23 protein-coding genes are annotated in these 24885 nt (G+C 67.3%); 17 read left to right on the forward strand and 6 right to left on the reverse strand.

The genetic code is table 11. The features are described from left to right. Positions 1-26 precede the first annotated feature (26 nt). Positions 27-1784, reverse strand: a complete 1758-nt coding sequence (locus SL003B_RS02920) for a nitrite reductase (protein WP_013651333.1) — start codon at positions 1782-1784, stop codon at positions 27-29. Between the two features lie 112 nt (positions 1785-1896). Between SL003B_RS02920 and SL003B_RS02925 the strand changes: the two genes are divergently transcribed. The 8 genes from SL003B_RS02925 to SL003B_RS02960 all read left to right on the forward strand — a co-directional run bounded on the left by SL003B_RS02925 (position 1897) and on the right by SL003B_RS02960 (position 10795). After that, a complete protein-coding gene (locus tag SL003B_RS02925) occupies positions 1897-3948 on the forward strand; it encodes a NosR/NirI family protein (RefSeq protein ID WP_013651334.1) in 2052 nt (683 codons plus the stop codon). After that, complete coding sequence (locus tag SL003B_RS02930; RefSeq protein WP_013651335.1) at positions 3945-5147, forward strand: NnrS family protein; 1203 nt, start codon at positions 3945-3947, stop codon at positions 5145-5147. The genes SL003B_RS02925 and SL003B_RS02930 overlap by 4 nt, the downstream gene beginning before the upstream one ends. A 217-nt stretch (positions 5148-5364) precedes the next feature. Continuing rightward, the gene (locus SL003B_RS02935) at positions 5365-5817 is read left to right on the forward strand and encodes a c-type cytochrome (RefSeq protein WP_013651336.1); all 453 of its coding nucleotides are present in this window, start codon (positions 5365-5367) and stop codon (positions 5815-5817) included. A 10-nt stretch (positions 5818-5827) separates the two neighbouring features. Continuing rightward, positions 5828-7198 (forward strand): cbb3-type cytochrome c oxidase subunit I, encoded by a 1371-nt coding sequence (locus SL003B_RS02940; protein ID WP_013651337.1) that lies wholly within the window; start codon positions 5828-5830, stop codon positions 7196-7198. 5 nt (positions 7199-7203) lie between these two features. Further along, a complete protein-coding gene (locus SL003B_RS02945) occupies positions 7204-8010 on the forward strand; it encodes a CbbQ/NirQ/NorQ/GpvN family protein (protein ID WP_013651338.1) in 807 nt (268 codons plus the stop codon). Positions 8011-8018: 8 nt separating this feature from the next. Then, entirely contained in the window at positions 8019-9956 is a 1938-nt protein-coding gene (locus SL003B_RS02950; protein WP_041375783.1) for a nitric oxide reductase activation protein NorD, read from the forward strand. Between the two features lie 2 nt (positions 9957-9958). Next, positions 9959-10513, forward strand: a complete 555-nt coding sequence (locus tag SL003B_RS02955; RefSeq protein ID WP_013651340.1) for a cytochrome c oxidase subunit 3 — start codon at positions 9959-9961, stop codon at positions 10511-10513. A gap of 3 nt (positions 10514-10516) precedes the next feature. After that, a complete protein-coding gene (locus SL003B_RS02960) occupies positions 10517-10795 on the forward strand; it encodes a hypothetical protein (protein WP_013651341.1) in 279 nt (92 codons plus the stop codon). A 7-nt stretch (positions 10796-10802) separates the two neighbouring features. Here the strand turns inward: SL003B_RS02960 and SL003B_RS02965 are convergent, their stop codons facing one another. Further along, positions 10803-11375 (reverse strand): DUF4202 domain-containing protein, encoded by a 573-nt coding sequence (locus SL003B_RS02965; protein ID WP_013651342.1) that lies wholly within the window; start codon positions 11373-11375, stop codon positions 10803-10805. Beyond that, entirely contained in the window at positions 11372-12076 is a 705-nt protein-coding gene (locus SL003B_RS02970) for a Crp/Fnr family transcriptional regulator (protein WP_013651343.1), read from the reverse strand. The genes SL003B_RS02965 and SL003B_RS02970 overlap by 4 nt, the downstream gene beginning before the upstream one ends. A 388-nt stretch (positions 12077-12464) precedes the next feature. On the opposite strand from SL003B_RS02970, the gene SL003B_RS02975 reads away from it, so the two are divergent. Together SL003B_RS02975 and SL003B_RS02980 are read left to right on the forward strand one after the other, a co-directional pair. Next, positions 12465-14036: a Re/Si-specific NAD(P)(+) transhydrogenase subunit alpha gene (locus SL003B_RS02975; RefSeq protein WP_041375338.1), complete on the forward strand. Its 1572-nt coding sequence runs from the start codon at positions 12465-12467 to the stop codon at positions 14034-14036. A 13-nt stretch (positions 14037-14049) separates the two neighbouring features. Beyond that, entirely contained in the window at positions 14050-15483 is a 1434-nt protein-coding gene (locus tag SL003B_RS02980; RefSeq protein ID WP_013651346.1) for an NAD(P)(+) transhydrogenase (Re/Si-specific) subunit beta, read from the forward strand. A 352-nt stretch (positions 15484-15835) separates the two neighbouring features. Here SL003B_RS02980 and purU read toward each other — a convergent pair whose 3' ends face one another. Further along, positions 15836-16693, reverse strand: coding sequence for a formyltetrahydrofolate deformylase (gene purU / locus SL003B_RS02985; RefSeq protein ID WP_013651347.1), 858 nt, complete (start codon positions 16691-16693; stop codon positions 15836-15838). A gap of 147 nt (positions 16694-16840) precedes the next feature. Then, a complete protein-coding gene (locus tag SL003B_RS02990) occupies positions 16841-17638 on the reverse strand; it encodes a beta-keto acid cleavage family enzyme (RefSeq protein ID WP_013651348.1) in 798 nt (265 codons plus the stop codon). 365 nt (positions 17639-18003) lie between these two features. On the opposite strand from SL003B_RS02990, the gene SL003B_RS02995 reads away from it, so the two are divergent. The 7 genes from SL003B_RS02995 (at position 18004) to SL003B_RS03020 (ending at position 24369) form a co-directional block, all read left to right on the forward strand. After that, entirely contained in the window at positions 18004-19152 is a 1149-nt protein-coding gene (locus SL003B_RS02995; protein WP_013651349.1) for a TRAP transporter substrate-binding protein, read from the forward strand. Between the two features lie 86 nt (positions 19153-19238). After that, positions 19239-19817 carry a TRAP transporter small permease subunit gene (locus SL003B_RS03000; RefSeq protein WP_013651350.1) on the forward strand — a complete coding sequence of 193 codons (579 nt, stop codon included), beginning with the start codon at positions 19239-19241 and terminating at the stop codon, positions 19815-19817. Positions 19818-19863: 46 nt separating this feature from the next. Then, a complete protein-coding gene (locus SL003B_RS03005; RefSeq protein WP_013651351.1) occupies positions 19864-21282 on the forward strand; it encodes a TRAP transporter large permease in 1419 nt (472 codons plus the stop codon). Further along, the gene (locus SL003B_RS03010; RefSeq protein ID WP_013651352.1) at positions 21272-22639 is read left to right on the forward strand and encodes an amidase; all 1368 of its coding nucleotides are present in this window, start codon (positions 21272-21274) and stop codon (positions 22637-22639) included. The genes SL003B_RS03005 and SL003B_RS03010 overlap by 11 nt, the downstream gene beginning before the upstream one ends. A 4-nt stretch (positions 22640-22643) precedes the next feature. Then, a complete protein-coding gene (locus tag SL003B_RS23610) occupies positions 22644-22805 on the forward strand; it encodes a hypothetical protein (protein WP_085997571.1) in 162 nt (53 codons plus the stop codon). A gap of 179 nt (positions 22806-22984) precedes the next feature. Next, entirely contained in the window at positions 22985-23764 is a 780-nt protein-coding gene (locus SL003B_RS03015; RefSeq protein ID WP_041375784.1) for an energy-coupling factor ABC transporter ATP-binding protein, read from the forward strand. Next, positions 23761-24369 carry an energy-coupling factor transporter transmembrane component T family protein gene (locus tag SL003B_RS03020; protein ID WP_013651354.1) on the forward strand — a complete coding sequence of 203 codons (609 nt, stop codon included), beginning with the start codon at positions 23761-23763 and terminating at the stop codon, positions 24367-24369. Before SL003B_RS03015 ends, SL003B_RS03020 begins: the two co-directional genes overlap by 4 nt. Before the next feature lie 150 nt (positions 24370-24519). Here SL003B_RS03020 and SL003B_RS03025 read toward each other — a convergent pair whose 3' ends face one another. Beyond that, on the reverse strand, positions 24520-24753 hold the full coding sequence (locus SL003B_RS03025; RefSeq protein WP_013651355.1) for a DUF2798 domain-containing protein: 234 nt from the start codon (positions 24751-24753) through the stop codon (positions 24520-24522). Positions 24754-24885 lie beyond the last annotated feature (132 nt).

Consider the following 24885-nt stretch of genomic DNA (forward strand, 5'->3'; position numbering starts at 1 on the left):
CCCCGAGGGGTCGTCGCCGCACGGGCTCAGTAGACGTCGCCACGCGTGTTGTAGACGTTGAACTTGCCCGTCGGAGTGATCAGGCGTGGGTCCTTGATGACCTTCTTGAGTTCCAGCGTCTTGTCGTCGACGACGACGAGAGCGGATTCCTTGTCCTTGGCATTCCAGACGGAGAACCAGACTTCGGTGCCTTCCTTATTGAATTCGGGCTGGACGACGCGCGGCTGGCCATCCGCGATACCCGCCCATTCGCCGATCGGCAGGGTCACGTAGTCGGGATCCGCATCAGCCGTCATCTCATCGATCTTGAACACGGCGACCGAAGCGGAGGTCTCGGCGTCCGGGTTCAGCGTCGCGTCGACGTAGAGATGGTTGGAGTTCGGGTGCGTCTTGATGAACAGCGAGCCGCCGCCGAGCGCATAGAAGCTGTCGAGCAGCTTCCAGGCATTGTCCGGATGGCCTTCCGGATCCGTGCCGATCAGTGCGACGCTTTCGTCGCCGAGATGCGACGTCGCCCAGACGGGGCCGAACACCGGATGGGTGAAGTTCGCGCCGCGACCAGGGTGCGGCGTCTGGCCCTCGGTGTCGATCAGGGCGGTCAGCTTGCCTTCCTTGGTGTCGACCACCGCGATCTTGTTGCGCGCGTTTGCGGCAACGAGGAAGTAGCGGTGGGTCGAATCCAGCCCGCCGTCATGTAGGAAGCGTTCGGCCTCGATCTCCGTGGTCTTGAGGTTCTTCAGGTCGGAGTAGTCGACCAGCAGGATCTTGCCGGTTTCCTTGACGTTGACGATGAACTCCGGATTGTAGTGCGACGCCAGGATCGAGGCGACACGGGGCTCCGGATGGTAGGTCTGCTCGTCGTAGATGTTGCCGCGGGTCGACACGATCTTCAGCGGCTCCAGGGTGTCGCCGTCCATGATCACGTATTGCGGCGGCCAATAGGCGCCGGCGATGGCATACCGGTCTTCGTAACCCTCGAACTTCGAGGTCTCGACCGAACGTGCCTCGGAGCCGATCTTGATCTCGGCAACGGTCCCTGGCGTTTCCATCCACAGGTCGATCATGTTGACTTTTGCGTCGCGACCGATCACCAGCAGGTAGCGGCCGGAAGCCGAAATGCGCGAGATGTGAACCGCATAACCGGTGTCGATGATGGCGTGGATGTCGTAGGTCTTGCCGTCGATGAGCGCGACCTGGCCGGAATCGCGCAGGGTGACCGAGAAGATGTTGTCGATGTCGATGTCGTTCATCTTGCTGGTCGGCCGGTCTTCCGGCTTGACGAGCACTTTCCAGCTCGCCTTCATTTCCGGCATGCCGAACTCCGGCGGCGCCGGCGGCTCCATCAGCACGTAGCGGGCCATCAAATCGATGTCGGCCTCGCTCAGTTCACCGGAGGTGCCCCAGTTGGGCATGCCGGCCGGCGAGCCGTAGGTGATGAAGTTGTGCAGGTGCTCGTAGCCGAGCGGGCGGGTTATGTCGGGGGTCAGTGCCTTGCCGGTGGCACCCTTGCGCAACACGCCGTGGCAACCGGCGCAGCGCTCGAAATAGATCTGTGCGCCGCGCTGGAATTCGTCCGCGGTCATCACCGGGTCGTCTGCCCTGCGGCCAGGAATCTCGACCTTGATCTGGCCGAGGGTGGTCATGCTGGGCTCGTATGCTGCAGCAGGCGTATCGCCGTGCCCGGCGGGCTTGTCCTGCGCCAGGGCAGGGCCCGTGGCGAGAACGATGGCCAGGGCCGCGCTGGCAAGCAGTCCGCTCCTGACTGAATTCGGCTGGCGTTTCATGACGGGGTCTCCGTTCCGCTGGTGAGGCGATCCGGACGATGCGCCCTGAGGGCCTGCATCTCCTTGACTTTCGTTAAGGCAGCCGGAGGCTCTGCGCCGCAGGGTCCGGACCATGCTCTTCCTGCGTCTCGCCGCCTTCTGCCTACTGCTGTCGGCCTCGCCCTGCGTGGCGAGCGACGCGGCCATGCCGGAGTCCGCGGGACCCGATGCGGCCCTCGCTGCGGTCCTCGTTGGGGTGCCCGGGCCGGTGGCCATCTCTCGCGACGAGGACGGCGTTCCCGGCTGGACCGTGCGCCGGGACGGCCGCGTCGTCGGGTACATCGGCTCGACCTGGGAGATCGCCGGCGCGGTCGGCTATTCGGGTCGGCCGCTTGACGTGCTGGTCGCGATCGGTCTCGATGCCCGCATCGCCGGCGCCCGGCTCGTCTGTCACGCGGAGCCGGTCCTGACCCTCGGCATCTCCGAGGCAGATATCGCAGCCTATGTCGATGCCTTCTCCGGGGTCGCGCTCGACGCGCCACGCATCGAGATCCTCAAGCCGCAGGACGACCTGCCGGACGTGATCTCGCGAGCGACCGTGTCGACCGGCGTCATCCGCGACGGCATCCTGCGCACCGCGCGCACCCTGGCCATGGCGCGCGGCGTCATTGCCGGCGGCGGCCTCGACCGCCTTGGCTATCGACCGGCGAGTTGGGCGGACCTGCTGGAGATGGGCGCGCTGTCCCGGGTCCGCGTGACCATGGACGAGGCCGCGCGGGCGCTCGCCGGCGCCAGCGTGCCGGTGCCCGCCGGGCCGGGCGCCTTCCTAGACCTCCATGTCGGCCTCGCCGATCCGCCGACCGCCGGCCGCAACCTGCTCGGCCAGCAGGTCTACACGCGCGCGCTCGGCAGCCTCGGCTCGGCGGAGTCCGCCTTGGTCGTCGTGTCGTCCGGGCTGCATTCCCACCGCGGAACCGACTGGAAGCGGACCGGCGTGTTCGACCGCATCGCCGTCGTGCAGGGCGCGCATCGCGTTCATCCGACGCAGGCCGACTTCATGTTCGTCAGGCGGCTCGCCGCCGAGGGGGCGCCAGAGGTCAAGGAGATCAGCGTCTTCCGTCTCGACAGGGCGTTCGACCCGACCCGGCCGATCAGGATCGAGGTGGTCGCCGAACGGCCGGCGGCGGCCGGCGGCACCGTGGCCTTCACGATCGCCGTCGACTACGTTCTCCCCGCCGCCTTCCGCGCGCCGCCGCCGCCTTCGCCCGAACCGCTGTGGCAGGAGATCTGGGCGGCGAAGCGGCCGGCGACGGCCTTCGTCGCGACCATGCTCGCCGCCCTGGCGCTGATCCTGTTCTTCCAGGAAAGCATCGTGCGCCGGCCGCGGCTGTGGCGCGGCGGGCGCACTGCTTTCCTGCTGGTCACGCTCGTGGTGCTCGGCTGGGGCGTCAACGGTCAGCTGTCCGTCGTCCAGGTCGTCGCCTTCGTGCATTCCCTGCTGTCCGGCTTCCGCTGGGAGACGTTCCTGATCGAGCCGGTGATCTTCCTGCTGTGGTCCTTCGTCGCCCTCGGCCTGCTGTTCTGGGGGCGCGGCGTCTATTGCGGCTGGCTGTGCCCGTTCGGCGCGCTCCAGGAACTCCTCAACACCGGGGCGCGGAAGCTCGGCATCGTCCAGGTCGCCGTGCCGCAGGCCCTGCACGAGCGGCTGTGGGTGATCAAGTACACCCTGTTCGTGGCTATCCTGGCATTGTCGTTCCAGTCCATGCACGACGCCCTGGTGTTGGCGGAGGTCGAGCCGTTCAAGACGGCGATCTCCATGCGCATGATGCGGGCCTGGCCGTTCGTGCTGGTGGTGGTCGCGATCCTCGCCGCCGGCCTGTTCATCGAGCGCTTCTACTGCCGCTACCTGTGTCCGCTCGGCGCCGGGCTCGCCATCCCGGCCAAGCTGAAGATCTTCGACTGGCTGCACCGGCGGCCCCAGTGCGGGCGCGAATGCCGCCTGTGCGAGACGAAATGCACGGTCGGCGCCATCGATCCGCTCGGCCGCATCAATCCCAACGAATGCGTCCTGTGCCTGCGTTGCCAGGTGATCTTCCACGATCCCGCCACCTGCATCGTGCTCAAGCGCAGGGCGCGCCCGGGTGCGGGCGCGTCTGTCCCGGCCAACCAAGGAGCAGCGCCATGATGGCCCCCTTCAAACGCCTGTTCGGCGAAGGCTTCCGCGTCTTCTTCCTCGCCGCCGGCCTCTACGGCGTCTTCGCCGTCCTCGTCTGGACCGGCTGGCTGGGCATTCATGCCGCCGGCGGCACGCTGCGGGCTGTTCCCTTCGCCATGGCTCCGCATCTGTGGCACGCCCACGAGATGGTGTTCGGCTTTCCCGCCGCGGCGCTCGGCGGGTTCTTCCTGACCGCTGTACCGAACTGGACCGGCGCCAGGGCCGTCCGTCACCTGTTCATCGCCACCGCCGCGGGCCTGTGGCTCGCCGGTCGGCTCGCGATCTGGTATTCCGGCGCCCTCGCGCCCGCCGTCGTCGCCGCGGTCGATCTCGCCTTCCTGCCGGTGCTCGGCGCCAAGATCGCGACCCAGCTGCTGCGCAGCCCGAAGCCGCAGAACCTGATGTTCCTCGCCCTTCTGGCGCTGATCTGGACCGGCAACCTGCTTGTCCATCTGGAGTGGACGGGCCTTGCCGCCGACACGCTCGACGCCGGGTTGCGCGTCGGCCTCGCCGGCACCTGCGCCATGATCGCCGTCCTCGGTGGCCGGGTGACACCCGCCTTTACGCGTAACGCGATGGTCCGTTCGGGCCGCGAGAACGGGCTGCCGGTGTCGCGCAAGGGCGTCGAGATCGTCGGCGTCGCCAGCGCGATCATCCTGCCGATCGCCTATCTCGCGGGCCTGGCCGATTCCGTGATCGGCGCCCTGGCCCTTGTCGCCGGACTCGCCCAGCTTGTCCGGCTCGCCGGCTGGCGCCCGGCCTGGACGGCCAGGCAGCCGATCCTGTGGTCGCTGCATATCGCCTTCGCGTTGCTCGGCCTTGGCTACCTTCTGACAGGTCTCGCCGCCTTCGGTGTCGGCAGCGCGGTCGGCGCGTTGCACGTGCTCGGTATCGGCTCGGTCGGCGGCATGACGCTCGCGGTCATGAGCCGCGCCTCGCTCGGCCATAGCGGACGGGCGCTGGTCGCCCCGGTTCCTGTCGCCGTCGCCTATGCGCTGGTGCCGCTCGCTACCGGACTGCGCTGGCTCGCCTCGGAAATCTCAGGCGCCTGGTACTGGCCGGGCGTGTTCGGCTCGGGCCTGCTGTGGACCCTCGCCTTCGCGCTCTTCACTGCCGCGCTCTGGCCCGCCTTCTGGAGGCCGCGAGTCTCCGGCGTTGCGGCGAACTAGAGGCGGCGCACCGTCAGTCATGAATTTAATTAGCCGTCTAACTGACTCTCGGCTCTGTTCCCGCCAGCCCTGGCATCGAGCCACGTTCGCCCGGCTCGATGCCAAGGCTGGCGGGCGGAAGACCGATAAGTCCGGACGGTTGACTTTCGTTAAGGAGAATGCCCGCCCGTAAGTCAACTGTGCCGTCATCTTCAACCGCTCCGCGAAGGAGGGCGCAATGCGCGAAGTCATGACCAAGAGCATGGCCCGCAACATATTCTATGGCGGATCCCTGTTCTTCATCGTCATTTTCGTCGGGCTGTCGGTGCACAGCCATTATTACATCGTCAACACGTCCACCGATCGCGCGGGGCTGACCGACAGCGTCGCTGCCGGCAAGCACATCTGGGAAAAGCACGCCTGCGTCAACTGTCACACCATCCTTGGCGAGGGCGCCTATTTCGCGCCCGAGGTCGGCAACGTGATGACGCGCTGGGGCGTCGCGGACGACCCGGATGCCGCGGCCGAAACGCTCAAGGCGTGGATGGAGGCGATGCCGACCGGCATCGAAGGCCGCCGTCAGATGCCCTCTTTCCGCCTGTCCGATGAAGAATACCGCCAACTCGCCGACTTCCTGCTGTGGACCAACAAGATCCGCACTCAGGACTGGCCGCCGAACGACGCGGGCTGAGGAGAGAACCATGAAATACGAGACTCAGAAAATCGCGCTGGCGTATTTCGTCGTGGCGATGGCCTTGTTTGCCGTGCAGGTGACCATGGGGCTGGTGCTTGGCTACATCTATGTCCAGCCGAACTTCCTGTCCGAACTGCTGCCGTTCAACATCGCCCGCATGCTGCATTCGAACAGCCTGGTGGTTTGGCTGCTGACCGGCTTCTTCGGTGCCGCCTATTTCCTCGTCCCCGAGGAGGCGGAACGCGAGATCCATTCGCCGAAGCTGGCCTATCTCCAGCTTGCCATCCTCGTGCTGGGCACGGCCGGCGTGGTCGTCACCTATCTGTTCAACCTGTTCGAGGGCAACTTCCTGCTCGGCAAGGAGGGACGCGAGTTCCTGGAGCAGCCCAAATGGGTCAAGGTCGGCATCGTCGTTGCGGCGCTGATCTTCCTCTACAACGTCACGCTCACGGTGCTGAAGGGCAAGAAGACCGCGATCAGCAACATCCTGCTGCTCGGCCTGTGGGGCCTGGCGCTGCTGTTCCTGTTCGCCTTCTACAACCCGTCCAACCTCGCGCTCGACAAGCAGTACTGGTGGTACGTCATCCATCTTTGGGTGGAAGGCGTGTGGGAGCTGATCATGGCCTCCATCCTCGCCTACCTGATGCTGAAGCTCACCGGTGTCGACCGTGAGGTGGTCGAGAAGTGGCTCTATGTCATCGTCGCCACGGCGCTGTTCTCCGGCATCCTGGGCACCGGCCACCACTACTACTGGATCGGCACCCCGCCTTACTGGCAGTGGATCGGCTCGATCTTCTCGTCGCTGGAGGTCATACCGTTCTTCGCCATGATGGCCTTCGCCTTTGTCATGGTCTGGAAGGGCCGGCGCGACCATCCCAACAAGGCGGCACTCCTTTGGAGCCTCGGCTGCGCCACGCTCGCTTTCTTCGGCGCTGGCGTGTGGGGCTTCCTGCACACGCTGCACGGGGTGAACTACTATACCCACGGCACGCAGATCACCGCCGCCCACGGTCACCTCGCCTTCTTCGGTGCCTATGTCGCACTCAACCTGGCGATCTTCACCTACGCCATGCCGATCCTGAAGGGCCGCGATCCCTACAACCAGGTGCTCAACATGGCCTCGTTCTGGCTGATGTCCGGCGGCATGGTGTTCATGACCTTCACGCTGACCTTCGCCGGCACGGTGCAGACGCACCTGCAGCGGGTCATGGGCGAGGGCTTCATGGACGTCCAGGACCAACTCGCCCTGTTTTACTGGATGCGCTTCGGCTCCGGCGTCGCCGTCGTCCTCGGCGTCATCCTGTTCATCTATGCGGTGCTGGTCCCGCGCCGCGAGGTGATCGAGCCCGGCCCCGCCCAGCGGGTTGCAGCGGAGTGAGTGCCATGAACGCCTTTTCGAAGATCGGGGAGGGGGCAGATGCCCCCTTCTACCTGGCGCAGGGCCACGAATGCGACGTGTTCGCGGCGGCCCACGCCAATACGCTGCCGGTGCTGTTGAAGGGGCCGACGGGATGCGGCAAGACCCGCTTCGTGTCGCATATGGCGGCACGGCTCGGCCGGCCGCTCTACACGGTGGCCTGTCATGACGACCTGTCCGCCGCCGACCTGATCGGGCGCTACCTGCTCAAAGGCGGCGAGACGGTCTGGGTCGACGGTCCGCTGACGCGGGCGGTGCGCGAGGGCGCGATCTGCTATCTCGACGAGGTCGTCGAGGCGCGGAAGGACGTCACCGTGGTCCTGCATCCGCTGACCGACGACCGCCGCATCCTGCCGATCGACCGCACGGGCGAGGAACTGGAGGCCGCGCCGGGCTTCATGCTGGTGGCCTCCTACAATCCCGGCTACCAGAACATCCTGAAGACGCTAAAGCCGTCGACGCGCCAGCGCTTCGTCTCTCTGCAGTTCGATTTCCCCAGGCCGGAACACGAGGTCCCGGTCGTCGTCCGCGAGAGCGGGCTGTCGGAAGAACGGGTCAAGTCGCTGGTGCGGCTGGCCAACAAGCTGCGGGCGCTCAAGGGGCAGGACCTCGAGGAAGGGGTCTCCACCCGTCTCGTGGTCTATGCCGCGACCCTGATCGCCCAGGGCATGCCGGTCGAACGCGCCGTTCTGGCGGCGATGATCGAACCGCTCACCGACGACGGGGATGTGAAATGCGGGCTCCTCGATCTTGTCACGGCCGTATTCGGGTGAGGCAGGCCGTGTCCGGGATCGACTTCGAGCCATGGGAACCCGAAGAAAGCGTCGGGAAGCTGTGGCACGCCTTCGCCAGCCGTCTCGATGCGCCGATCGCGCATGTGGGAGCCCGCGTCGACCTCGCCGAGGTTGGGGGGCGGCTGGCGGTTTTGTTCCGGGGGCTGGGCGGCAGTCCCGCCATCGAGGTGCGGTCGGCCGCTGACGCGGAAAGCCGCCATAGGCTCTCTTTTCTGCGTCGGCTCGGCACTGCCGTTGAAACGGTTCCGCGCGCGAGCCTCGACGGGGAGGTACTGCGCCTGCCGCAGAGCCTGTCCGTCCTGCCGACGCGCGACGCCAACGCTGCCCTCTACGTCTGGCTCGCCGCCGCCGCCGCCCATGCCGGCGGCAGGGTCGTCCAGGACGATCCGCTGCGGGCCGACCTCGCCGCGATTGCGGCAGCCGACCGCATGACACGGGAAACGCTGACGCAGGCGCCCGGGCTTGTCGGCCTGTATCGCGATCTGTGCCGCGCCTGCCTGATGATGCGGCCGAGGATGGACCTACCTGCCCGGGAAGCGGCGGTAGAGGCCGTCGTCCGCCATCTGCTCGGCGATCCAGAGCCTCTCGACGGTCCTGCCGGAGCGGTGCTCGAGGCGCTTCGCGCCGAGGATGTCTCGGCCTTCCGGGCGCCGCGCGGCTATCGCCCGTTCCGCCCGGTCCTGCTGTGGCCGGATCTGCGCGTCGTGGTCGCCTCGGCCTCCACCGAGGTCGAGAGCCGTGACACCGAGGGCGCGCCCGAGGAGGGCAGCGGCGGCACGCGCCGGGCGCGCCGGCGCAAGTCCGAACAGGCGGAGCGCACCGACAGCTTCATCCTGCACAAGTTCGAGGCGATCCTCAGCTGGGCCGAGTTCCTCAACCTCAACCGGCGGATCGAGGACGACGATCACGACAACGCCCGCAAGGCGGCCGACGACCAGGAGGAGATCGGCCTCGGTCAGGTGTCCAAGGCGCCGGCGACGCGGCTCAAGCTGCATCTCGACCTGGCGCCCGAGGACGTCGACCGCGAGGCCCTGGCCGGCGTGCACACCTATCCCGAATGGGATGTGCGCACCGGCGCCTATCTGCCGGCTCATGTCCGCGTGCTCGCCAGCACGGTCGAGCCGCGTGGCGAGACGCCGTCATTCCTCGACGATCCGCAGACGCAGCGCCGCATGCGGGCGGTCCGGCGCCAGTTCGAGGCGTTGCGTCCCGGCCGGGTCACCACGCCCGGCCATCTCGACGGCGACGAACTCGACACCGATGCGGCCGTGCGGGCGCGGGTCGAGCTGCTGGCAACCGGCGAGGCGCGCGAACGCGTCTGGCGCCAGACGCGCCCGCTGGCGCGCAACCTCGCGGTATCGATTCTGCTCGACGTCTCGCGCTCGACCGAAAGTGCGGTGACCGGGCGGGCGGTGATCGATATCGAGCGCGAGGCGTTGACGGCGCTGGCGTGGGGGCTGGATGCCTGCGGCGACGATTTCGCCATCCACGCCTTTTCGTCGCTCAAGCGCAACCGGGTCTACCTGATGGGCTGCAAGGCGTTCGACGAGGCGATGGGAGCCGAGGTTGAGGCCCGCATCGCGGCCCTACGGCCGGGGTTCTACACCCGGCTTGGTGCTGCTGTCCGCCACGCATCGGCAGACCTGGCGCGCCAGACCAGCAAGCGGCGGCTGCTGCTCGTCATCACCGACGGCAAGCCGAACGACCTCGATCACTACGAGGGCCGGCACGGCATCGAGGACAGCGCCATGGCGGTGCGCGAGGCGCGCCGGGCAGGTCACGCGGTTTTCGGCATCACCGTTGACAAGGACGGCAAGGCCTGGTTTCCGCGCCTGTTCGGGCGCGGCGGCTACGCGCTGGTGCCCCACCCCGACCGGCTGACCACTGCCCTGCCGGACATCTATCGCCACCTGGTGGGAGTGTGACGGTGGCCGGCGACGCCCGCAGCCCGCTCGAGCATCTGCCGGGCGACCTGATGATGTGGGTGCTGATCGTCTCCGAGCTGCTGGTCTTCGGCGCCGGGCTTGCCGCCTTCCTCGCCGTACGCCTCGCCGATCCGGCCGGCTTCGCCGAGGCGCAGGATCATCTGTACCGGGCTGCGGCCGGCTTCAACACCCTTGTCCTGGTCACCTCCGGACTGCTCGCGGCCCTCGCCGTGAGGCTGCGCGAGACGGGGCGGCGGGCGCCGGCACGTGGCCTGCTCGCCGGAGCGGCCGGCCTCGGCCTGGTCTTCCTTGTGGTCAAGGGGCTGGAATATGCTGATGCGGCCGGCGCCGGCCTCGGCGTCGAGAGCCATGCCTTCTTCACCTTCTACTACCTGCTCACCGGCTTCCACGCCGCCCATGTCGCCGCCGGCATGGTCATCCTCGGCCTGGTCGCGTGGAAGGACGAGCCGCGCGCGGTCGAGGCGGGCGCCGCCTTCTGGCACATGGTCGACCTCGTCTGGGTTCTGCTGTTCCCGGTCATCTATCTGCTGAGGTAACCGATGCTCCGCGATCCCCTGCTGCGCGCCTGGCTCGGTCTGATCGGCCTCAGCCTCGCCTCCACCGTCCTGGCGCTGGGCGTGGGCCATCAAGCCTTCGTCGGGCTCGCGGCAACGGCGACCGGCGCGGCGATCCTGGCGCTCGCCTGGCTCAAGGCGCGTATCATCCTTGCCGCTTACCTCGGCCTCGCGACCGCCCCGTTCTTGCGGCGCGGCTTCGATCTCGTGCTCGGGCTCTACGCCCTGCTGCTGCTAGCCCTTTATCTGGCCCCGGCGCTGTAGCGGACCGTCAGTCCCTGAACGGCGCCGCGAAGGGCGCGGGCAGGTCGAAGTCCTCGAGCGCCCGTGCGCGCGCCTCCACCGACATCTTGCGCGCCGTCTTGGCGACGATGCGGGCGAGATCCTCCGCATCGCGCCTGGCGGCGAAGGCCGGGAAATACCAGCGCAGGAACACGAAGCAGATAACGTCCTCCAGCCGCTGCGCGCCGGCGTCGCGCTTGAGACCTTCCTTGCGCAGCATCCGCCCGGCGCGCGCGGCATCTTCAGGGGCGAAGCCCGCTTCGGCCATGATCTCGGCGACGCGCGCGCCATGGCGGCGGCCCTGTTCGCGTCGCCAGGCGAGATAGCCCTCGCGTCCGTCCGGATAGGCGTTGCGCGGCAGGGTCCAGCGTTCGACATGCTGGCCGCGCGCGGCGATGCGCAGCACCTCGTCGGCGTCGGGAAACAGCCGCTCGAGTTCGGCGCTCATGCGCTCGCCGTAGACGAGAGCCGCCGGCCGGCCGTCCTCCAGGGTTGGGTCGGCGGCATTGGCGGCATCGATCGCCGCCAGCGCGCGTTCCAGTCGCGCCGACCGTTCCTTCACTGGCTGCGGCCCCAGGTCATGGCGGCATCCTCTTCGGCATAGTCGCGCAGACGGTTTATGTCGCTGATCTCTGCGTGGTACTGGCGGATCGTCACGCCGTAGTCGCGCAGCTTGGCGAAGGCGCGAGACAGGCTCTCCGGCTTCAGGCCGAGCCGGCCGGCGATCAGCGCCTTGTCGTAGGGAAGCACGACCGTGCAGGTGCCGCTGTCGCAGTCGCACAGTTCGAGCAGGAACTCGGCGACCCGCTGCGCGCCGGTCTGGGCCTTGAGCTGCTGCACCTGGGCGACGAGGTTGTGGAGGTGGACAAAGGTGGCCGACAGGATCGATACGGCGATCTCCGGACGCTCGGTGATCATGCGCAGAATGGCGTCGGCCTCGATGCGGATCAGCGTGCAGTCGGTGACCGCTTCCGCGCTGACCGGATAGACGTCGTGGCGGAACGCCACCGCCTCGCCGAAGCTGCTGCCCTTGGTGAACACGCCGACCACGGCCTCCGTGCCGTTGGGAGCGATGCGGAACAGCTTCACCCAGCCGTCGGCGACGATGTATATGGCATTGGCCCGCTCGCCCTGCAGGAAGATCGTCGCGCCGCGGTCGAAGCTGCGGGTGCGCGCTCCGGTGAGCAGGGTTTCGCGGACCGGGTCGGGAGCCGCCGCGAGAAGCAGCGACTTGCGGGCGATCTCGGCATATTCGGGCTTCATCGTCAGCTCCTTCTGATGTCGGCATTCTTGCCACAGGGCTCCATGAAGCGCCACCACCGCGACGGGCCTGCGTCGCAACGGCACGGCCGCGTGCCGCTTCGCCGTGGCGGCCTTTCGCCCGGGCGAAGCCAGCTTTTCGCAGCCGTTCTCGTCGTCGGCACTCAGCCGCCATCGGCCGGGGCGCCGAGCGCGCGGTTCGGCACGGAAAGAGGTGCGGTGGCACGCAGTCATTTCACCGCAGGCGCACAAGGATACTGGACAGCGCCGGAAAAAAGCTGGAATTGTGGGGCCCTGCCGGGGGGTGGGACAGAAGTGCAATTCCAGATCCGTACCGAATCGCGGACGCTCCCCACAGCCGTTGAATGGACCGGGAAAGGAAGACGGACGCATGAAGATCGGGGCACCTAGGGAGATATTCGAGGGGGAGGCCAGGGTGGCCATGACCCCGGACAGTGCTGTCCATCTTCAGAAACTGGGGCACAGCTGCGTGATTGAGGCCGGCGCAGGAACGCTTGCCGGGTTCTCCGACGCGTCCTACCAGGCGGTTGGCGTGGAGGTGGTGGCGAGCGCCGAGGCGCTGTTTGACGCCGCCGACGTCATCGTCAAGGTGCGTCCGCCGACGGAATCTGAAGCCGGCCTGCTGAGCCCCGGCAAGACGCTGATCAGCTTCTTCTATCCGGCGCAGTCGGCCGAGTTGCTCGAGCTTTGCAAGGCGAAGGGTGCCAACGTCATTGCCATGGACATGGTGCCGCGCATCTCGCGCGCCCAGAAGATGGACGCCCTGTCCTCCATGGCCAACATCGCCGGCTACCGTGCCGTGATCGAGGCCGGCAACAACTTCGGCCGCTTCTTCACCGGCCAGGTGACGGCTGCCGGCAAGGTGCCGCCGGCCAAGGTTCTGGTCATCGGCGCCGGCGTCGCCGGCCTTGCCGCGATCGGCACGGCGACATCGCTCGGCGCCATCACTTATGCCTTCGACGTGCGCCCCGAGGTGGCCGAGCAGATCGAATCCATGGGCGCCGAGTTCGTCTTCCTCGAATTCGAGGAGACGCAGGACGGTGCGGCGACCGGCGGCTATGCGGCCCCGTCCAGCCCCGAGTTCCGCGAGAAGCAGCTGGCGAAGTTCCGCGAGCTTGCCCCGGACATGGACATCGTCATCACAACGGCGCTGATTCCAGGCCGTCCGGCGCCCAAGCTGTGGCTCGCCGACATGGTCGCGGCCATGAAGACCGGCTCGGTCGTCGTCGACCTCGCCGCCGAGCGCGGCGGCAACTGCGACCTGACCGTGGCGGACCAGAAGGTCGTCAGCGACAATGGCGTGACGGTCATCGGCTACACCGACTTCCCGAGCCGCATGGCCTCGCAGGCGTCTACGCTCTACTCGACCAACATCCGCCACATGCTGGCCGACCTGACGCCGGGCAAGGACGGCGTCCTCGTCCACAACATGGAGGACGACGTCATCCGCGGCGCCACCGTGACCTACGCCGGCGAGATCACGTTCCCGCCGCCGCCGCCCAAGGTGCAGGCGATCGCGGCGGCCAAGCCGAAAGAGAAACCGAAGGAACTGACGCCGGAAGAGAAACGGGCGCAGGAACTGGCGGCCTTCAAGGCGCAGACGCGCCGTCAGGCCGCCCTCTTGACCGTCGGCGGCGCCGCGATGCTGCTCGTCGGCCTGGTTGCTCCGGTCAGCTTCCTCCAGCATTTCGTCGTCTTCGTGCTGGCCTGCTTCGTTGGCTTCCAGGTGATCTGGAACGTCTCGCACAGCCTGCATACGCCGCTGATGGCGATCACCAACGCCATCTCGTCGATCATCATCCTCGGCGCCCTGATGCAGATCGGGTCGGGATCCATCCTCGTGATCCTTCTGGCCGCGCTGGCGGTCTTCATGGCCGGCATCAACATCTTCGGCGGCTTCCTCGTCACCCGGCGAATGCTCGCCATGTTCCAGAAGTCGTAAGGAGACGGGGGCAATGGCTTACGGATTCACCACCGCCGCCTATGTGGTCGCGGCTGTCCTCTTCATCCTGTCTCTGGGCGGCCTGTCGGGCCAGGAGAGCGCGAAGCGCGCCGTCTGGTACGGCATTGCCGGCATGGCGCTCGCGGTGTTCGCAACCCTGATCGGTCCAGGCGCCGGCAATTGGGCGCTGTCGGTCGTGCTGGTCGTCGCGGGCGGCGCCATAGGCTGGTTCGTGGCGCAACGCGTCCAGATGACCGAGATGCCGCAACTGGTCGCGGCCATGCACAGCCTGGTCGGCCTCGCGGCTGTTTTCGTCGGCTTCAACGCCGACCTTGAGCTTGGCCGGGTGCTCCGGCTGGACGAGGCCGGGCGCGCGGCGCTGGAGGGCTTCGCCGCGGTGATCGCCAAGAAGGACGCCGTCGAGGTCGCCATCCTGCGCGTCGAAGTGTTCCTCGGCGTCTTCATCGGCGCGATCACCTTTACCGGCTCCGTCATCGCTTTTGGCAAGCTTGCCGGCAAGGTGGATGGTAAGGCGAAGAAGCTGCCCGGCGGCCATGCGCTCAACGCGGGCGCGGCCCTCGCCTCGCTGACGCTCGGCGTGATGTATTTCAACGGTGCCGGCGTCTGGACGCTGGTGCTGATGACGCTGCTGGCGTTCTTCATCGGCTATCACCTGATCATGGGGATCGGCGGGGCCGATATGCCCGTCGTGGTCTCGATGCTGAACAGCTATTCCGGCTGGGCGGCAGCGGCGATCGGCTTCACGCTCGGCAACGACCTGCTCATTGTGGTGGGTGCGCTGGTCGGCGCGTCGGGCGCGATCCTGAGCTACATCATGTGCAAGGCGATGAACCGGCACTTCGTCAGCGTCATCCTGGGCGGCTTCGGCGCAACCACGGGACCGGCGATGGAAGTGGAGGGCGAACAGATCGCCATCGATGCCGAGGGCGTCGCCTCCGCGCTCAACGATGCCGACAGCGTCATCATCGTGCCGGGCTACGGCATGGCGGTGGCTCAGGCACAGCAGTCGGTGTCGGAACTGACCCGCAAGCTGCGGGCCGCCGGCAAGGAAGTGCGCTTCGCCATCCATCCGGTTGCCGGCCGCCTGCCGGGACACATGAACGTGCTCCTCGCCGAGGCCAAGGTGCCGTACGACATCGTGCTGGAAATGGACGAGATCAACGAGGACTTCCCGAGCACGGACGTGGTCATCGTCATCGGCTCCAACGACATCGTCAATCCGGCCGCTCAGGAGGATCCCAACAGTCCGATCGCCGGCATGCCGGTTCTCGAGGTCTGGAAGGCAAAGCAGGTCTTCGTCTCCAAGCGCGGCCAGGGCACCGGCTACTCCGGCATCGAGAACCCGCTGTTCTACAAGGACAACACGCGCATGTTCTACGGCGACGCCAAGGCCAGCATCGACAGTCTGCTGCCGCTGATCCACTGACGCGCGTCTGTCCTGGGGGCGTGTGATGCCTCTCCCACCGCCGTCGCCACGGACCATCACCGCGAGAGCCGGGCAACGGCAGTGTAAGGGGACAGCCTTTTGGCAACGCTTCTGGGAAGTCATCCCGGGCGAACGCAAGGCAGGGTCGGAGCAGTCCTCCCCAGGTCACCCCCGGGAGCGCCTCGCGAGACCCGGGCCCTGCACGTCGCCGGAGGGGCGTTCGTTTGCCGGCCCGCGCCGCCGCGCGTCGTCCAACACCACGTCCCCTCGCAGCTGAGTCAGCGGCCGGTCGTTGCGGCTCGCGGCGATCTGGTGTCTTCCGTCGAAACCGTGAGTGGGACCTCCGGACCGGTCAGCGGGTGAAGACGATGGTCTTGGTGCCGACGATCATGACCCGGCTTTCCAGATGATACTTAACCGCCCGGGCGAGCACGCGCGCCTCGATGTCGCGACCGCGGGCCGCGAAGTCGGCGGCCGAAAGCGAGTGGTTCACCCGTTCCACATCCTGCTCGATGATCGGCCCCTCGTCGAGATCGGCGGTGACGTAATGGGCAGTGGCGCCGATCATCTTGACCCCGCGCTCGTGCGCCTGGTGGTAGGGGCGCGCACCCTTGAAGCTCGGCAGGAATGAGTGGTGGATGTTGATCACCTTGCCGAACAGCCGCTTCGACAGCGAATCCGACAGGATCTGCATGTAGCGGGCGAGCACGACGAGGTCGGCGCCGGTGTCCTTGACCAGCGTCAGCAGCTTTTCCTCCTGCTCGGCCTTGTTGGCCTTGGTTACCGGCCAGTGATGAAACGGTACGTCCTCGTAGTCGGCGGTGCGCCGGCTGTCCTCGTGGTTGGAGACGATGGCGACCACCTCCGCCTCCAGCCAGCCGACGCGGATCTGGTAGAGCAGGTGCAGCAGCGCGTGGTCGAACTTCGACACCATGATGATCATCTTCGGCCGCACCGACCGGTCGACCAGCGTGGTCTTCATGTCGAATCGGGCGATGGCCGGCGACAGCGCCTTCTCGATCGCCTCGCGGCCGACACCCTCGGGCGCGATGAAAGCGATGCGCATGAAGAAGCGGTTGGTGACCTGATCCCAGAACTGGTCGCTCTCGGCGATGTTGGCGCCCAGATCCGCCAGTTCCGTGGTCACGGCGGCGACGATGCCCGGACGGTCTTCGCAGGACAGGGTCAGAACAAAGGATTTCGTGGTCACGCGGTCACTCCGGATGATGGGCCTGCGTCGGGACGGGATGCCGCGCCGGTTCGGCGCGGATCGGGTTTTAGCACATGGCTGGCGCGGGGAAAGTCCGGTCGGCATGCGACCTTGGCACTGCGATCCCGGTCGGCGGGGCCGGCGATATCACGGCAAGGCCCGGGTCCTGAGCCTGCCGACCAGCTCGCGCACGCGCTCGGCATTGTCGCGCGCGAGCGAACCGTCGGCGTTCCACAGCGAATTCTCGAAGCCGATACGCGCCTTGCCGCCGCGCGCGACGGCAGAGACCAGACACTCCGTCTCGTGGCGGCCGAAGGCGCACACGGCCCAGTCGAGCGCCGGAAGCGCGCTCGTAGCGCGCGCCGTGTCGAGCACGGCGAGGAAGGGGTCGAGGTCGGCGGGTGCGCTCTGCTGGTCGACGGCGTAGCGGCCGAGCACGAACAGCACCTGATGCGTAGGTCCCGGAACCACGCCGGCTGCGGCAAGCGCCAGGAAGCGGCGGAGGTCGGCGACGTCGTACAAGATGTGCTGGACCGCAATCCCTGCCTCCCGGGTCTCGGCATAGAAGGTGCCGGCGGCCGGTTCCTCTTCGACATCCGGCACCATCTCCCGCAGGGCAACCGACACCGCCGCGGGCCGTACCGCGCGCACCAGGGCACGCTGCTGCTCCGGGGTATAGATATCCACCGCCTCGGTGGTGATCTGGACCAGCATTTGCGGCACGGTCCTGCCCAGTTCCGACATCAGTTCCAGATAGAGGCCGGCGTCGAGCACGTGGCGGCCGGCGGCGTCGCGGACATGGGCATGGATCGCGCCGGCGCCCTCGGCATGGCAGGCCGCGGCGGTGGCGACGATCTCCGGGATGGTCACTGGCAGCGCCGGATGGTCGGCCTTGGTGCGGCGGGCGCCGTTGGGGGCGACCATGACGGTCGGCAGCGGGATCATCGCGCGGTCCTCCTTGTCCGGGGCGCAGGTTCGGGACGGCGGACCGGCGACTGGCATCGCGCCGGCCGGGTCCGTACCCCGTGCGATAGCACATTCGGGGCCACCGGGAAGCCCCTTCGGGCGCGCGCCGGCCGCACCTCCGGCGCCGACAGGTTTGCCAACGAGAAATAGAAGAAATTCGGCGATCTTTTCCATAATTGAAAAAGAGATAGTTTTCGGAACAGCGAAAAAGCCCGGCGTCGGCGGGCGTTTTAGCTTGCCATACCCCGTGCCGCGCATACACTTGGGCCGTCTCGTGGGAGGAAACCACACGATCGAGACACGGATTTGCATTCCATAGTGCGTCACAGAATGGGGAGGAAACCATGACTGCCGCAAAGACAGAAACGCCGACTCCGGCGGTGACCCGCCGTTCGTTCCTGCGTACCGGCGCCCTCGCCGGCGGCGCCGCGGCCGGAACGGCCCTGGCCGCTCCCGCGGTGCTCGCGCAGGCTCCGCTCGTCGTCAAGATGCAGACGTCCTGGCCGTCGTCGGACATCTGGATGGACTTCGCGCGCGAGTACACGACCCGCGTCGAGGAAATGTCCGGCGGCCGTCTCAAGATCGACCTGATGCCGGCCGGCGCGGTTGTCGGCGCCTTCCAGGTGATGGACGCCGTCAACGACGGCGTCATCGACGCCGCCCACACCGTTCCGGTCTACTGGTACGGCAAGAGCAAGGCCGCCTCGTTCTTCGGTACCGGCCCGGTGTTCGGCGGTTCGGCGACCACCATGCTCGGCTGGTTCTACCAGGGCGGCGGCGCGGATCTCTACCGCGAACTGACCCAGGACATCCTCGGCCTCAACGTTTACGGCTTCATGGGCTTCCCGATGCCGGCGCAGCCGTTCGGCTGGTTCAAGGGCGAGGTCAACACCGCCGCCGACCTGCAGGGCTTCAAGTACCGTACTGTCGGCCTGGCCGCCGACCTGCTGCAGGCCATGGGCATGAGCGTCGCCCAGCTGCCCGGCGGCGAGATCGTGCCGGCGATGGAGCGCGGCGTGATCGACGCCTTCGAGTTCAACAACCCGTCCTCGGACCTGCGCTTCGGTGCCCCGGACGTGGCCAAGAACTATTATCTGTCGTCCTACCACCAGGCCTCGGAGAGCTTCGAGTTCCTGTTCAACAAGGACTTCTTCGACGACCTTGATCCGGACCTGCAGGCGATCGTCAAGTACGGCGTCGAGGCCGCCTCGACCTCCAACACCGCGCTGGCGATGGAGAACTACTCCAACGACCTGCAGAAGATCCAGAATGAGCTGGGCGTCACCGTGCACCGCACGTCGAAGGATATCCTGGCCGCGCAGCTCGAGGCCTGGGACAAGATCATCGCCCAGCTCGAGGAGGATCCGTTCTCCAAGAAGGTGATGGACAGCCAGCGCGCCTGGGTCGACAAGGTCGCCTATTACGAGCTGATGAACGCCCCAGACCTGGCGCTCGCCTACGAGCACTACTTCCCGGGCAAGCTCAAGCTCTGACCGGCTGCGGACACCGTCCCGCCAAACCAGGGGGCGCCGCCGGCGCCCCCTTTCCCCCGTGCACCCCACCGTGAATGGAACGACCGATGCTCCGGTTCATCCAGTTCGCCGACCAGTTGTCGGCCATGTTCGGCAAGGTTTTCGGCTGGCTGATCGTGCTGATGACCCTCGGCATGAGCTACGAGGTATTCTCCCGTTACCTGATCAACCGGCCGACGCCCTGGGCGCTCGACGTGTCCTTTATCATGTACGGCACGCTGTTCATGATGGGCGGCGCCTACACGCTGTCGCGCGGGGGGCACGTGCGCGGCGACTTCGTCTACCGGCTGTGGAAGCCGCGCACCCAGGCGGCAGTCGACCTGGTGCTCTACGTGCTGTTCTTCTTCCCGGGCATCCTGGCGCTGATCTTCTCGGGCTGGAAATACGCCTCCCGCTCCTGGGGGTATGCCGAGGTCAGCGTCAACAGCCCGGCCGGCGTGCCGATCTACCAGTTCAAGACGGTAATCGTGGCCGCCGGGATCCTGCTGTTCATCCAGGGACTTGCCCAGGTCTGCCGGTGCATCCTGTGCCTGCGCGAAGGCCGCTGGCGCGCCGCCGCCCACGACGTCGAGGAGACCGAGGCGGTGCTGATCCAGCAACACGGCGACCTGCCGCACTCCCGCTAGACAAGAACAACCGTCGGGCAGGCACAGCCTGCATGGAGGACTGAGCGTGACCGACCCTCAAGTCGCCCTGATGATGCTGGGCATCTTCATTCTTCTGGTGTTTCTGGGCTTTCCGATCGCGTTCACCCTGATGGCCCTGGGCATCGGCTTCGGATACTACGCCTATTTCGACGGCGCGCGCATGTGGCGGGCCTTCAACCGGCTGTCCGAGGACGCCGACGCCTGGACCTCGACCACGACATGGATCGAAGGCTTCTACAACAACCGCATCTTCGACCTGTTCATCAACCAGACCTACACGGTGATGTCCAACGAGGTGCTGACCGCGGTGCCCCTGTTCCTGTTCATGGGCTACGTGGTCGAGCGCGCCAACATCGTCGACCGCCTGTTCTCGACCCTCAACGTCGCGTCGAAGAGCATTCCCGGGTCGATGGGTGTCGCCGCACTGGTGACCTGCGCCCTGTTCGCCACCGCCACCGGCATCGTCGGCGCGGTGGTCACCCTGATGGGCCTGCTGGCCCTGCCCGCGATGCTCAAGGCCCGCTACGACCCGCGCTTCGCCAGCGGCATCATTTGCGCCGGGGGCACACTCGGCATCCTCATTCCGCCCTCGATCATGCTGATCGTCTATGCGGCCGCATCCGGCGTCTCGATCGTGCGCCTCTATGCGGCGGCGCTGCTGCCGGGTCTCGTGCTGGTCGGCTTCTACCTGGTCTATGTCGTCGGCCGCTCGATCCTGCAGCCGAGCGTGGCGCCGAAACCGACCAAGGAGGAGGTGCCGGACGTCCCCCTCGCCAGGGTGCTGTGGATGCTGGCGACGTCCTTCTTCCCGCTGGCGTTCCTGATCCTGGCCGTGCTCGGTTCGATCCTGTTCGGCCTGGCGACGCCCACCGAGGCGGCCTCGATCGGCGCGCTCGGCGGCATGATCCTGGCCTTCGCCTACCGGGCGATGACCTTCGACCGGCTGCGCGAATCGGTCTACCTGACCGTCCGCACGACCGCGATGGTGTGCTGGCTGTTCGTCGGCTCCTACACCTTCTCGTCAGTGTTCTCCTATCTCGGCGGCGAGCACCTGATCTCGGAATTCGTCAGCGGCCTGAACCTGACCCCGCTGCAGTTCCTACTGCTGGCGCAGCTGATCATCTTCCTGCTCGGCTGGCCGCTGGAGTGGTCGGAGATCATCATCATCTTCGTGCCGATCTTCCTGCCGCTGCTGCCCATGTTCGGGATCGATCCGCTGTTCTTCGGCATCCTGGTCGCGCTGAACCTGCAGACTTCGTTCCTGACCCCGCCGATGGCGATGTCGGCCTATTACCTGAAGGGCATCGCCCCGCCCCAGATCAAGCTGACGCACATCTTCTCGGGCGTGATGCCGTTCCTGTTCATGGTGTTCATGGCGATGGCCACGATCTACATCTTCCCGCAGGTCGTGTTCCATCTGCCGGAGGCCTTCTATGGCCGCTAGAGCAAACGCGCGGACGGACAGCCTGCTCGCCCTCGACACGCTGACCTTGCGCGACAGGCTGGCCAGCGGGGCGGTGCGTGCCGGCGAGTTGGCGCGTGCCTGCATATCCCGCGTCGCCGAACGTGAAGGCGAGGTGCAGGCCTGGGCTTGGCTGGACGAGGAGCACGTCATGGCGGAGGCGGCCCGCCTCGACGCGCTGCGGACATCCGGGCGCCCGATCGGCCCGTTGCACGGCCTTCCCGTCGCCCTCAAGGACGTTATCGACACGGCGCGCATCCCGACCGAGAACGGCACGGCGCTCGACGCCGGGCGCGTTCCAGTCGAGGACGCAACCGTGGTCCGACGCCTGAAGGCGGCCGGCGCCCTGATCATGGGCAAGACGGTAACGGCTGAGCTTGCCTTCCTGCATCCGGGCAAGACACGCAACCCGCACGATCCGGGCCACACGCCGGGCGGATCCTCGTCCGGCTCGGCCGCCGCCGTCGCCGCCGGCATGGTGCCGCTGGCGCTCGGCACCCAGACCGGCGGCTCGGTGATTCGCCCGGCTGCCTATTGCGGCATCGTCGGCTTCAAGCCGAGCTTCGGCGCGATTCCGCGCACCGGCATCCTGCAGCAATCGCCGACGCTCGATACGGTCGGCGTCTTCGCGACCAGCGTCGAGGCCGCCGCCCTGCTTGCCGAGACGCTGTTCTGCGATGACCCGGCCGACCGCTCGACTCGGCCGACCCCTCCGCCCCGCCTCCTCGACACCGCGCTCGCCAGGGCGCCCGTGCGCCCGACACTGGCCCTGCTGCCGAAGCTTCCGGTCGACCCGCTGCCGGACCAAGACACCGCCGGTGCCTTCGCGGAACTGTCCGGCCTGCTCGGCGAGGCGGGATTCGAGATCGCACTGCCGCCGATGTTCGGCGATGCCCTGCGCCAGCGCGAAATTATTAATTTCGCCGAGATGGCGAAGTGCTATTATTCCTACGAGCGGCGCGGCCGCGACGCCCTGTCGGAGGAGACGCTGGCGGCGATCGATGCCGGCAAGGCGATCCCGGCGCGCGACTATCTCTCCGCGCTCGACTGGCCCGGCATCCTCAACAGCGCGCTGGACGAGATCTTCGACCGCTGCGACGCGATCGCCATGCCGTCGACACCCGGCGCCGCACCCAAGGGGCTTGCCTCGACCGGTCCCTCGGCCTTCAACGGCCTGTGGACGCTGTGCGGTACGCCGGTCGTCACGCTGCCGCTGTTCGCTGCTCCGAACGGTTTGCCGATGGGGCTGCAACTGATCGGCCGGCGCGGAGACGATGCGCGGCTGCTGCGAACGGCACGTTGGCTCGGCGCCCATCTCGCGTCAGGACAGGAGGGATAAAGCCATGCTCGATCGTGTTCTCGCCGTGCTGGCCGTTGCGCTTCTGGCGGCGTTCCTCGGCATCCTCGCCTGGAAGCTGCAGCGACTGGATCTCGGGCTGCTGGTCATCGGCACCCTGGTCCTTGTCGTCTGGGACTTCTTCGTGGCGCCGCAGGAACCCCAGTAGCCGACGTCGCGCGCCTAAACCCAAGGCCGTTCCAGCAAACAGCCCGGCTGCGCCTTTCCTCGTCCCGTCACGGCGGCGCGGGCGATTGCACGCTCTTGGACTTCGATGCCTTTGACAAGGCGGGCGCGCCGGGAAATAAGCTTTTGACCGCCATGCTGGCGGGCGGAGACGACGGGGCGATGGCATTCTGGACGGCGCAACCTGACAAGGCGCGCAAGGCGAAGGCGGCCTGCGACCCGCGCCGCGCGGATTATGCCGTCTTCGACGCCGTCCGGGTCACGCGCGGCGGGCGCACCGTGCTCGCCGACCTGTCGCTGACCCTCAGCGAGCGCCGGGTCGCCGTGGTCGGCCTCAACGGCTCGGGCAAGTCGAGCTTCGCTCGCCTGCTCAACGGCTTGCTGCTGCCGGAGGCAGGCTCGGTGCGCGTCTTCGGCGCCGAGACGCGCACCGTACGCGAGACCCTGCCGCGCCACGTTGGATTTGTGTTCCAGAACCCGGACCACCAGGCGATCTTCCCGACCGTGGAGGAAGAGATCGCCTTCGGCCTGACCCAACTTGGGCGCGAGCGAAAGGCCGCGCGCGCCGAGGCGCTGGCCTTTCTGGAGGCGCAGGGCTGTGCCGGGCTGGCGCAGAAGCCCTTCCTCGATCTGTCCGAAGGCCAGAAGCAGCTCATCTGCATCCTCGCGGTGGTGGTCATGCAGCCGCAACTGCTCGTCCTCGACGAACCGTTCTCCAGCCTCGACGGCCTGTCGACGCGGCGTCTGATGGCTCGGCTCGAGGCGCTGCCCCAGAAGATGGTCATGATCAGCCACGACCTGCGCCTCGTCCAGGCCTTTGACCGGGTGCTGTGGCTGGAGGACGGGCGGCTGCGCATGGATGGCGTGCCCGGTGAGGTGCTGCCAGCCTATCTCGCCGACATCGAGCGACGCGCGGCGCTCGACGACGGGGCGGCGGCATGATCTCTCTCTATCTGGCGCGCCGGTCCTGGGCCCACCGGCTGCCGCCGCGGTTGAAACTGGTCGGGCTGGCCGCCGCCGGCATGGCGCTGCTGCCGGCCTCTGATCCGCTGGTGCTGGCAGCCCTGCTCGCCGGCGTGCTCGGCCTCTATGGGGCGCTCGGCCGCGACGGCCTTGCCCAGGTCGCGGCGGTGCGTCCGCTCGCCCTTGTGCTCGCCGTCATCCTCGCACTGCACTGGATCGGCGGTTCGCTGACGGATGGCGTCGTCGCCGTGCTGCGGCTCCTGGTCATGGTGCTGCTGGCCAATTTCGTCAGCGTGACGACGCGCATGGACGACATGCTGGACGCGGTCGCGCCCCTGTTTGCGCCGATGCGGCTCATCGGCCTGTCGCCGCGCAAGCCCGCGCTTGCCGTCACCCTTGTGCTGCGCTTCGTGCCGGTGTTGCTGGCCGTCTTCGCCGGACTGCGCGAGGCCTACCAGGCGCGCACCGGCGGGCGCACCAGTTGGCGCCTCGTCGCCCCCTTCGCCCTTCAGGCGCTCGCCCTGTCCGACCACGTTGCCGAAGCCCTCACCGCCCGCGGCGGTGCCGATGGGCTCAAAGACTAGGGGGCGAGCTCTGCGCTCGCCCGGGAAAACCTCCGAGAGTGTGGCGGACGTTCGTCCCGAGGAACCCTGAAGGTCTGTCTCGAAAGACGGATCCCAGGCACAGGCGCCTGCTGCTCCGGCTCCAGACGGACCTTGCGGCCTGCGCCGTCCTTAGGTGTCGGACCGGCGCGACAGGACGAACACGGCGATGCGGAAGCCGATCGGGCCGATCACCAGCGAGGCGCAGAAGGCGATCGGCCAGGCGGTGACGAAGGCAAGGCCCCAATGGCGCAGCCATTCGGTGCTAGGGCCTGACTCGAGAAGGCTGAACAGCCCGGTCATGAACAGGGCCATCAGAAGGGAAATGAAGATCTGGGCGACGACGACGAGTTCCTTGCTCTGCATGAGCGCTCCGTGCAATCGATCGGGGGAGGCCGCAGACCTGCAGATACGCCACGGCCATGCCCCGGGTTGGGGTGAGGCTGCCGTGGGTTCGAAAAATCGACTAATTCCCGCTTGCGCGAGGACCGGAATGAC

It is taken from the genome of Polymorphum gilvum SL003B-26A1, from assembly GCF_000192745.1.
GTDB lineage: Bacteria > Pseudomonadota > Alphaproteobacteria > Rhizobiales > Stappiaceae > Polymorphum > Polymorphum gilvum.

Bases quoted from the DNA above. Each gene is read 5' to 3' on its own strand.
- SL003B_RS02920 (WP_013651333.1), bottom strand. From the start codon at position 1,784: ATGAAACGCCAGCCGAATTCAGTCAGGAGCGGACTGCTTGCCAGCGCG.
- SL003B_RS02925 (WP_013651334.1), top strand. From the start codon at position 1,897: ATGCTCTTCCTGCGTCTCGCCGCCTTCTGCCTACTGCTGTCGGCCTCG.
- SL003B_RS02930 (WP_013651335.1), top strand. From the start codon at position 3,945: ATGATGGCCCCCTTCAAACGCCTGTTCGGCGAAGGCTTCCGCGTCTTC.
- SL003B_RS02935 (WP_013651336.1), top strand. From the start codon at position 5,365: ATGCGCGAAGTCATGACCAAGAGCATGGCCCGCAACATATTCTATGGC.
- SL003B_RS02940 (WP_013651337.1), top strand. From the start codon at position 5,828: ATGAAATACGAGACTCAGAAAATCGCGCTGGCGTATTTCGTCGTGGCG.
- SL003B_RS02945 (WP_013651338.1), top strand. From the start codon at position 7,204: ATGAACGCCTTTTCGAAGATCGGGGAGGGGGCAGATGCCCCCTTCTAC.
- SL003B_RS02960 (WP_013651341.1), top strand. From the start codon at position 10,517: ATGCTCCGCGATCCCCTGCTGCGCGCCTGGCTCGGTCTGATCGGCCTC.
- SL003B_RS02970 (WP_013651343.1), bottom strand. From the start codon at position 12,076: ATGAAGCCCGAATATGCCGAGATCGCCCGCAAGTCGCTGCTTCTCGCG.
- SL003B_RS02975 (WP_041375338.1), top strand. From the start codon at position 12,465: ATGAAGATCGGGGCACCTAGGGAGATATTCGAGGGGGAGGCCAGGGTG.
- SL003B_RS02980 (WP_013651346.1), top strand. From the start codon at position 14,050: ATGGCTTACGGATTCACCACCGCCGCCTATGTGGTCGCGGCTGTCCTC.
- SL003B_RS02990 (WP_013651348.1), bottom strand. From the start codon at position 17,638: ATGATCCCGCTGCCGACCGTCATGGTCGCCCCCAACGGCGCCCGCCGC.
- SL003B_RS02995 (WP_013651349.1), top strand. From the start codon at position 18,004: ATGACTGCCGCAAAGACAGAAACGCCGACTCCGGCGGTGACCCGCCGT.
- SL003B_RS03000 (WP_013651350.1), top strand. From the start codon at position 19,239: ATGCTCCGGTTCATCCAGTTCGCCGACCAGTTGTCGGCCATGTTCGGC.
- SL003B_RS03010 (WP_013651352.1), top strand. From the start codon at position 21,272: ATGGCCGCTAGAGCAAACGCGCGGACGGACAGCCTGCTCGCCCTCGAC.
- SL003B_RS23610 (WP_085997571.1), top strand. From the start codon at position 22,644: ATGCTCGATCGTGTTCTCGCCGTGCTGGCCGTTGCGCTTCTGGCGGCG.
- SL003B_RS03015 (WP_041375784.1), top strand. From the start codon at position 22,985: ATGGCATTCTGGACGGCGCAACCTGACAAGGCGCGCAAGGCGAAGGCG.
- SL003B_RS03020 (WP_013651354.1), top strand. From the start codon at position 23,761: ATGATCTCTCTCTATCTGGCGCGCCGGTCCTGGGCCCACCGGCTGCCG.
- SL003B_RS03025 (WP_013651355.1), bottom strand. From the start codon at position 24,753: ATGCAGAGCAAGGAACTCGTCGTCGTCGCCCAGATCTTCATTTCCCTT.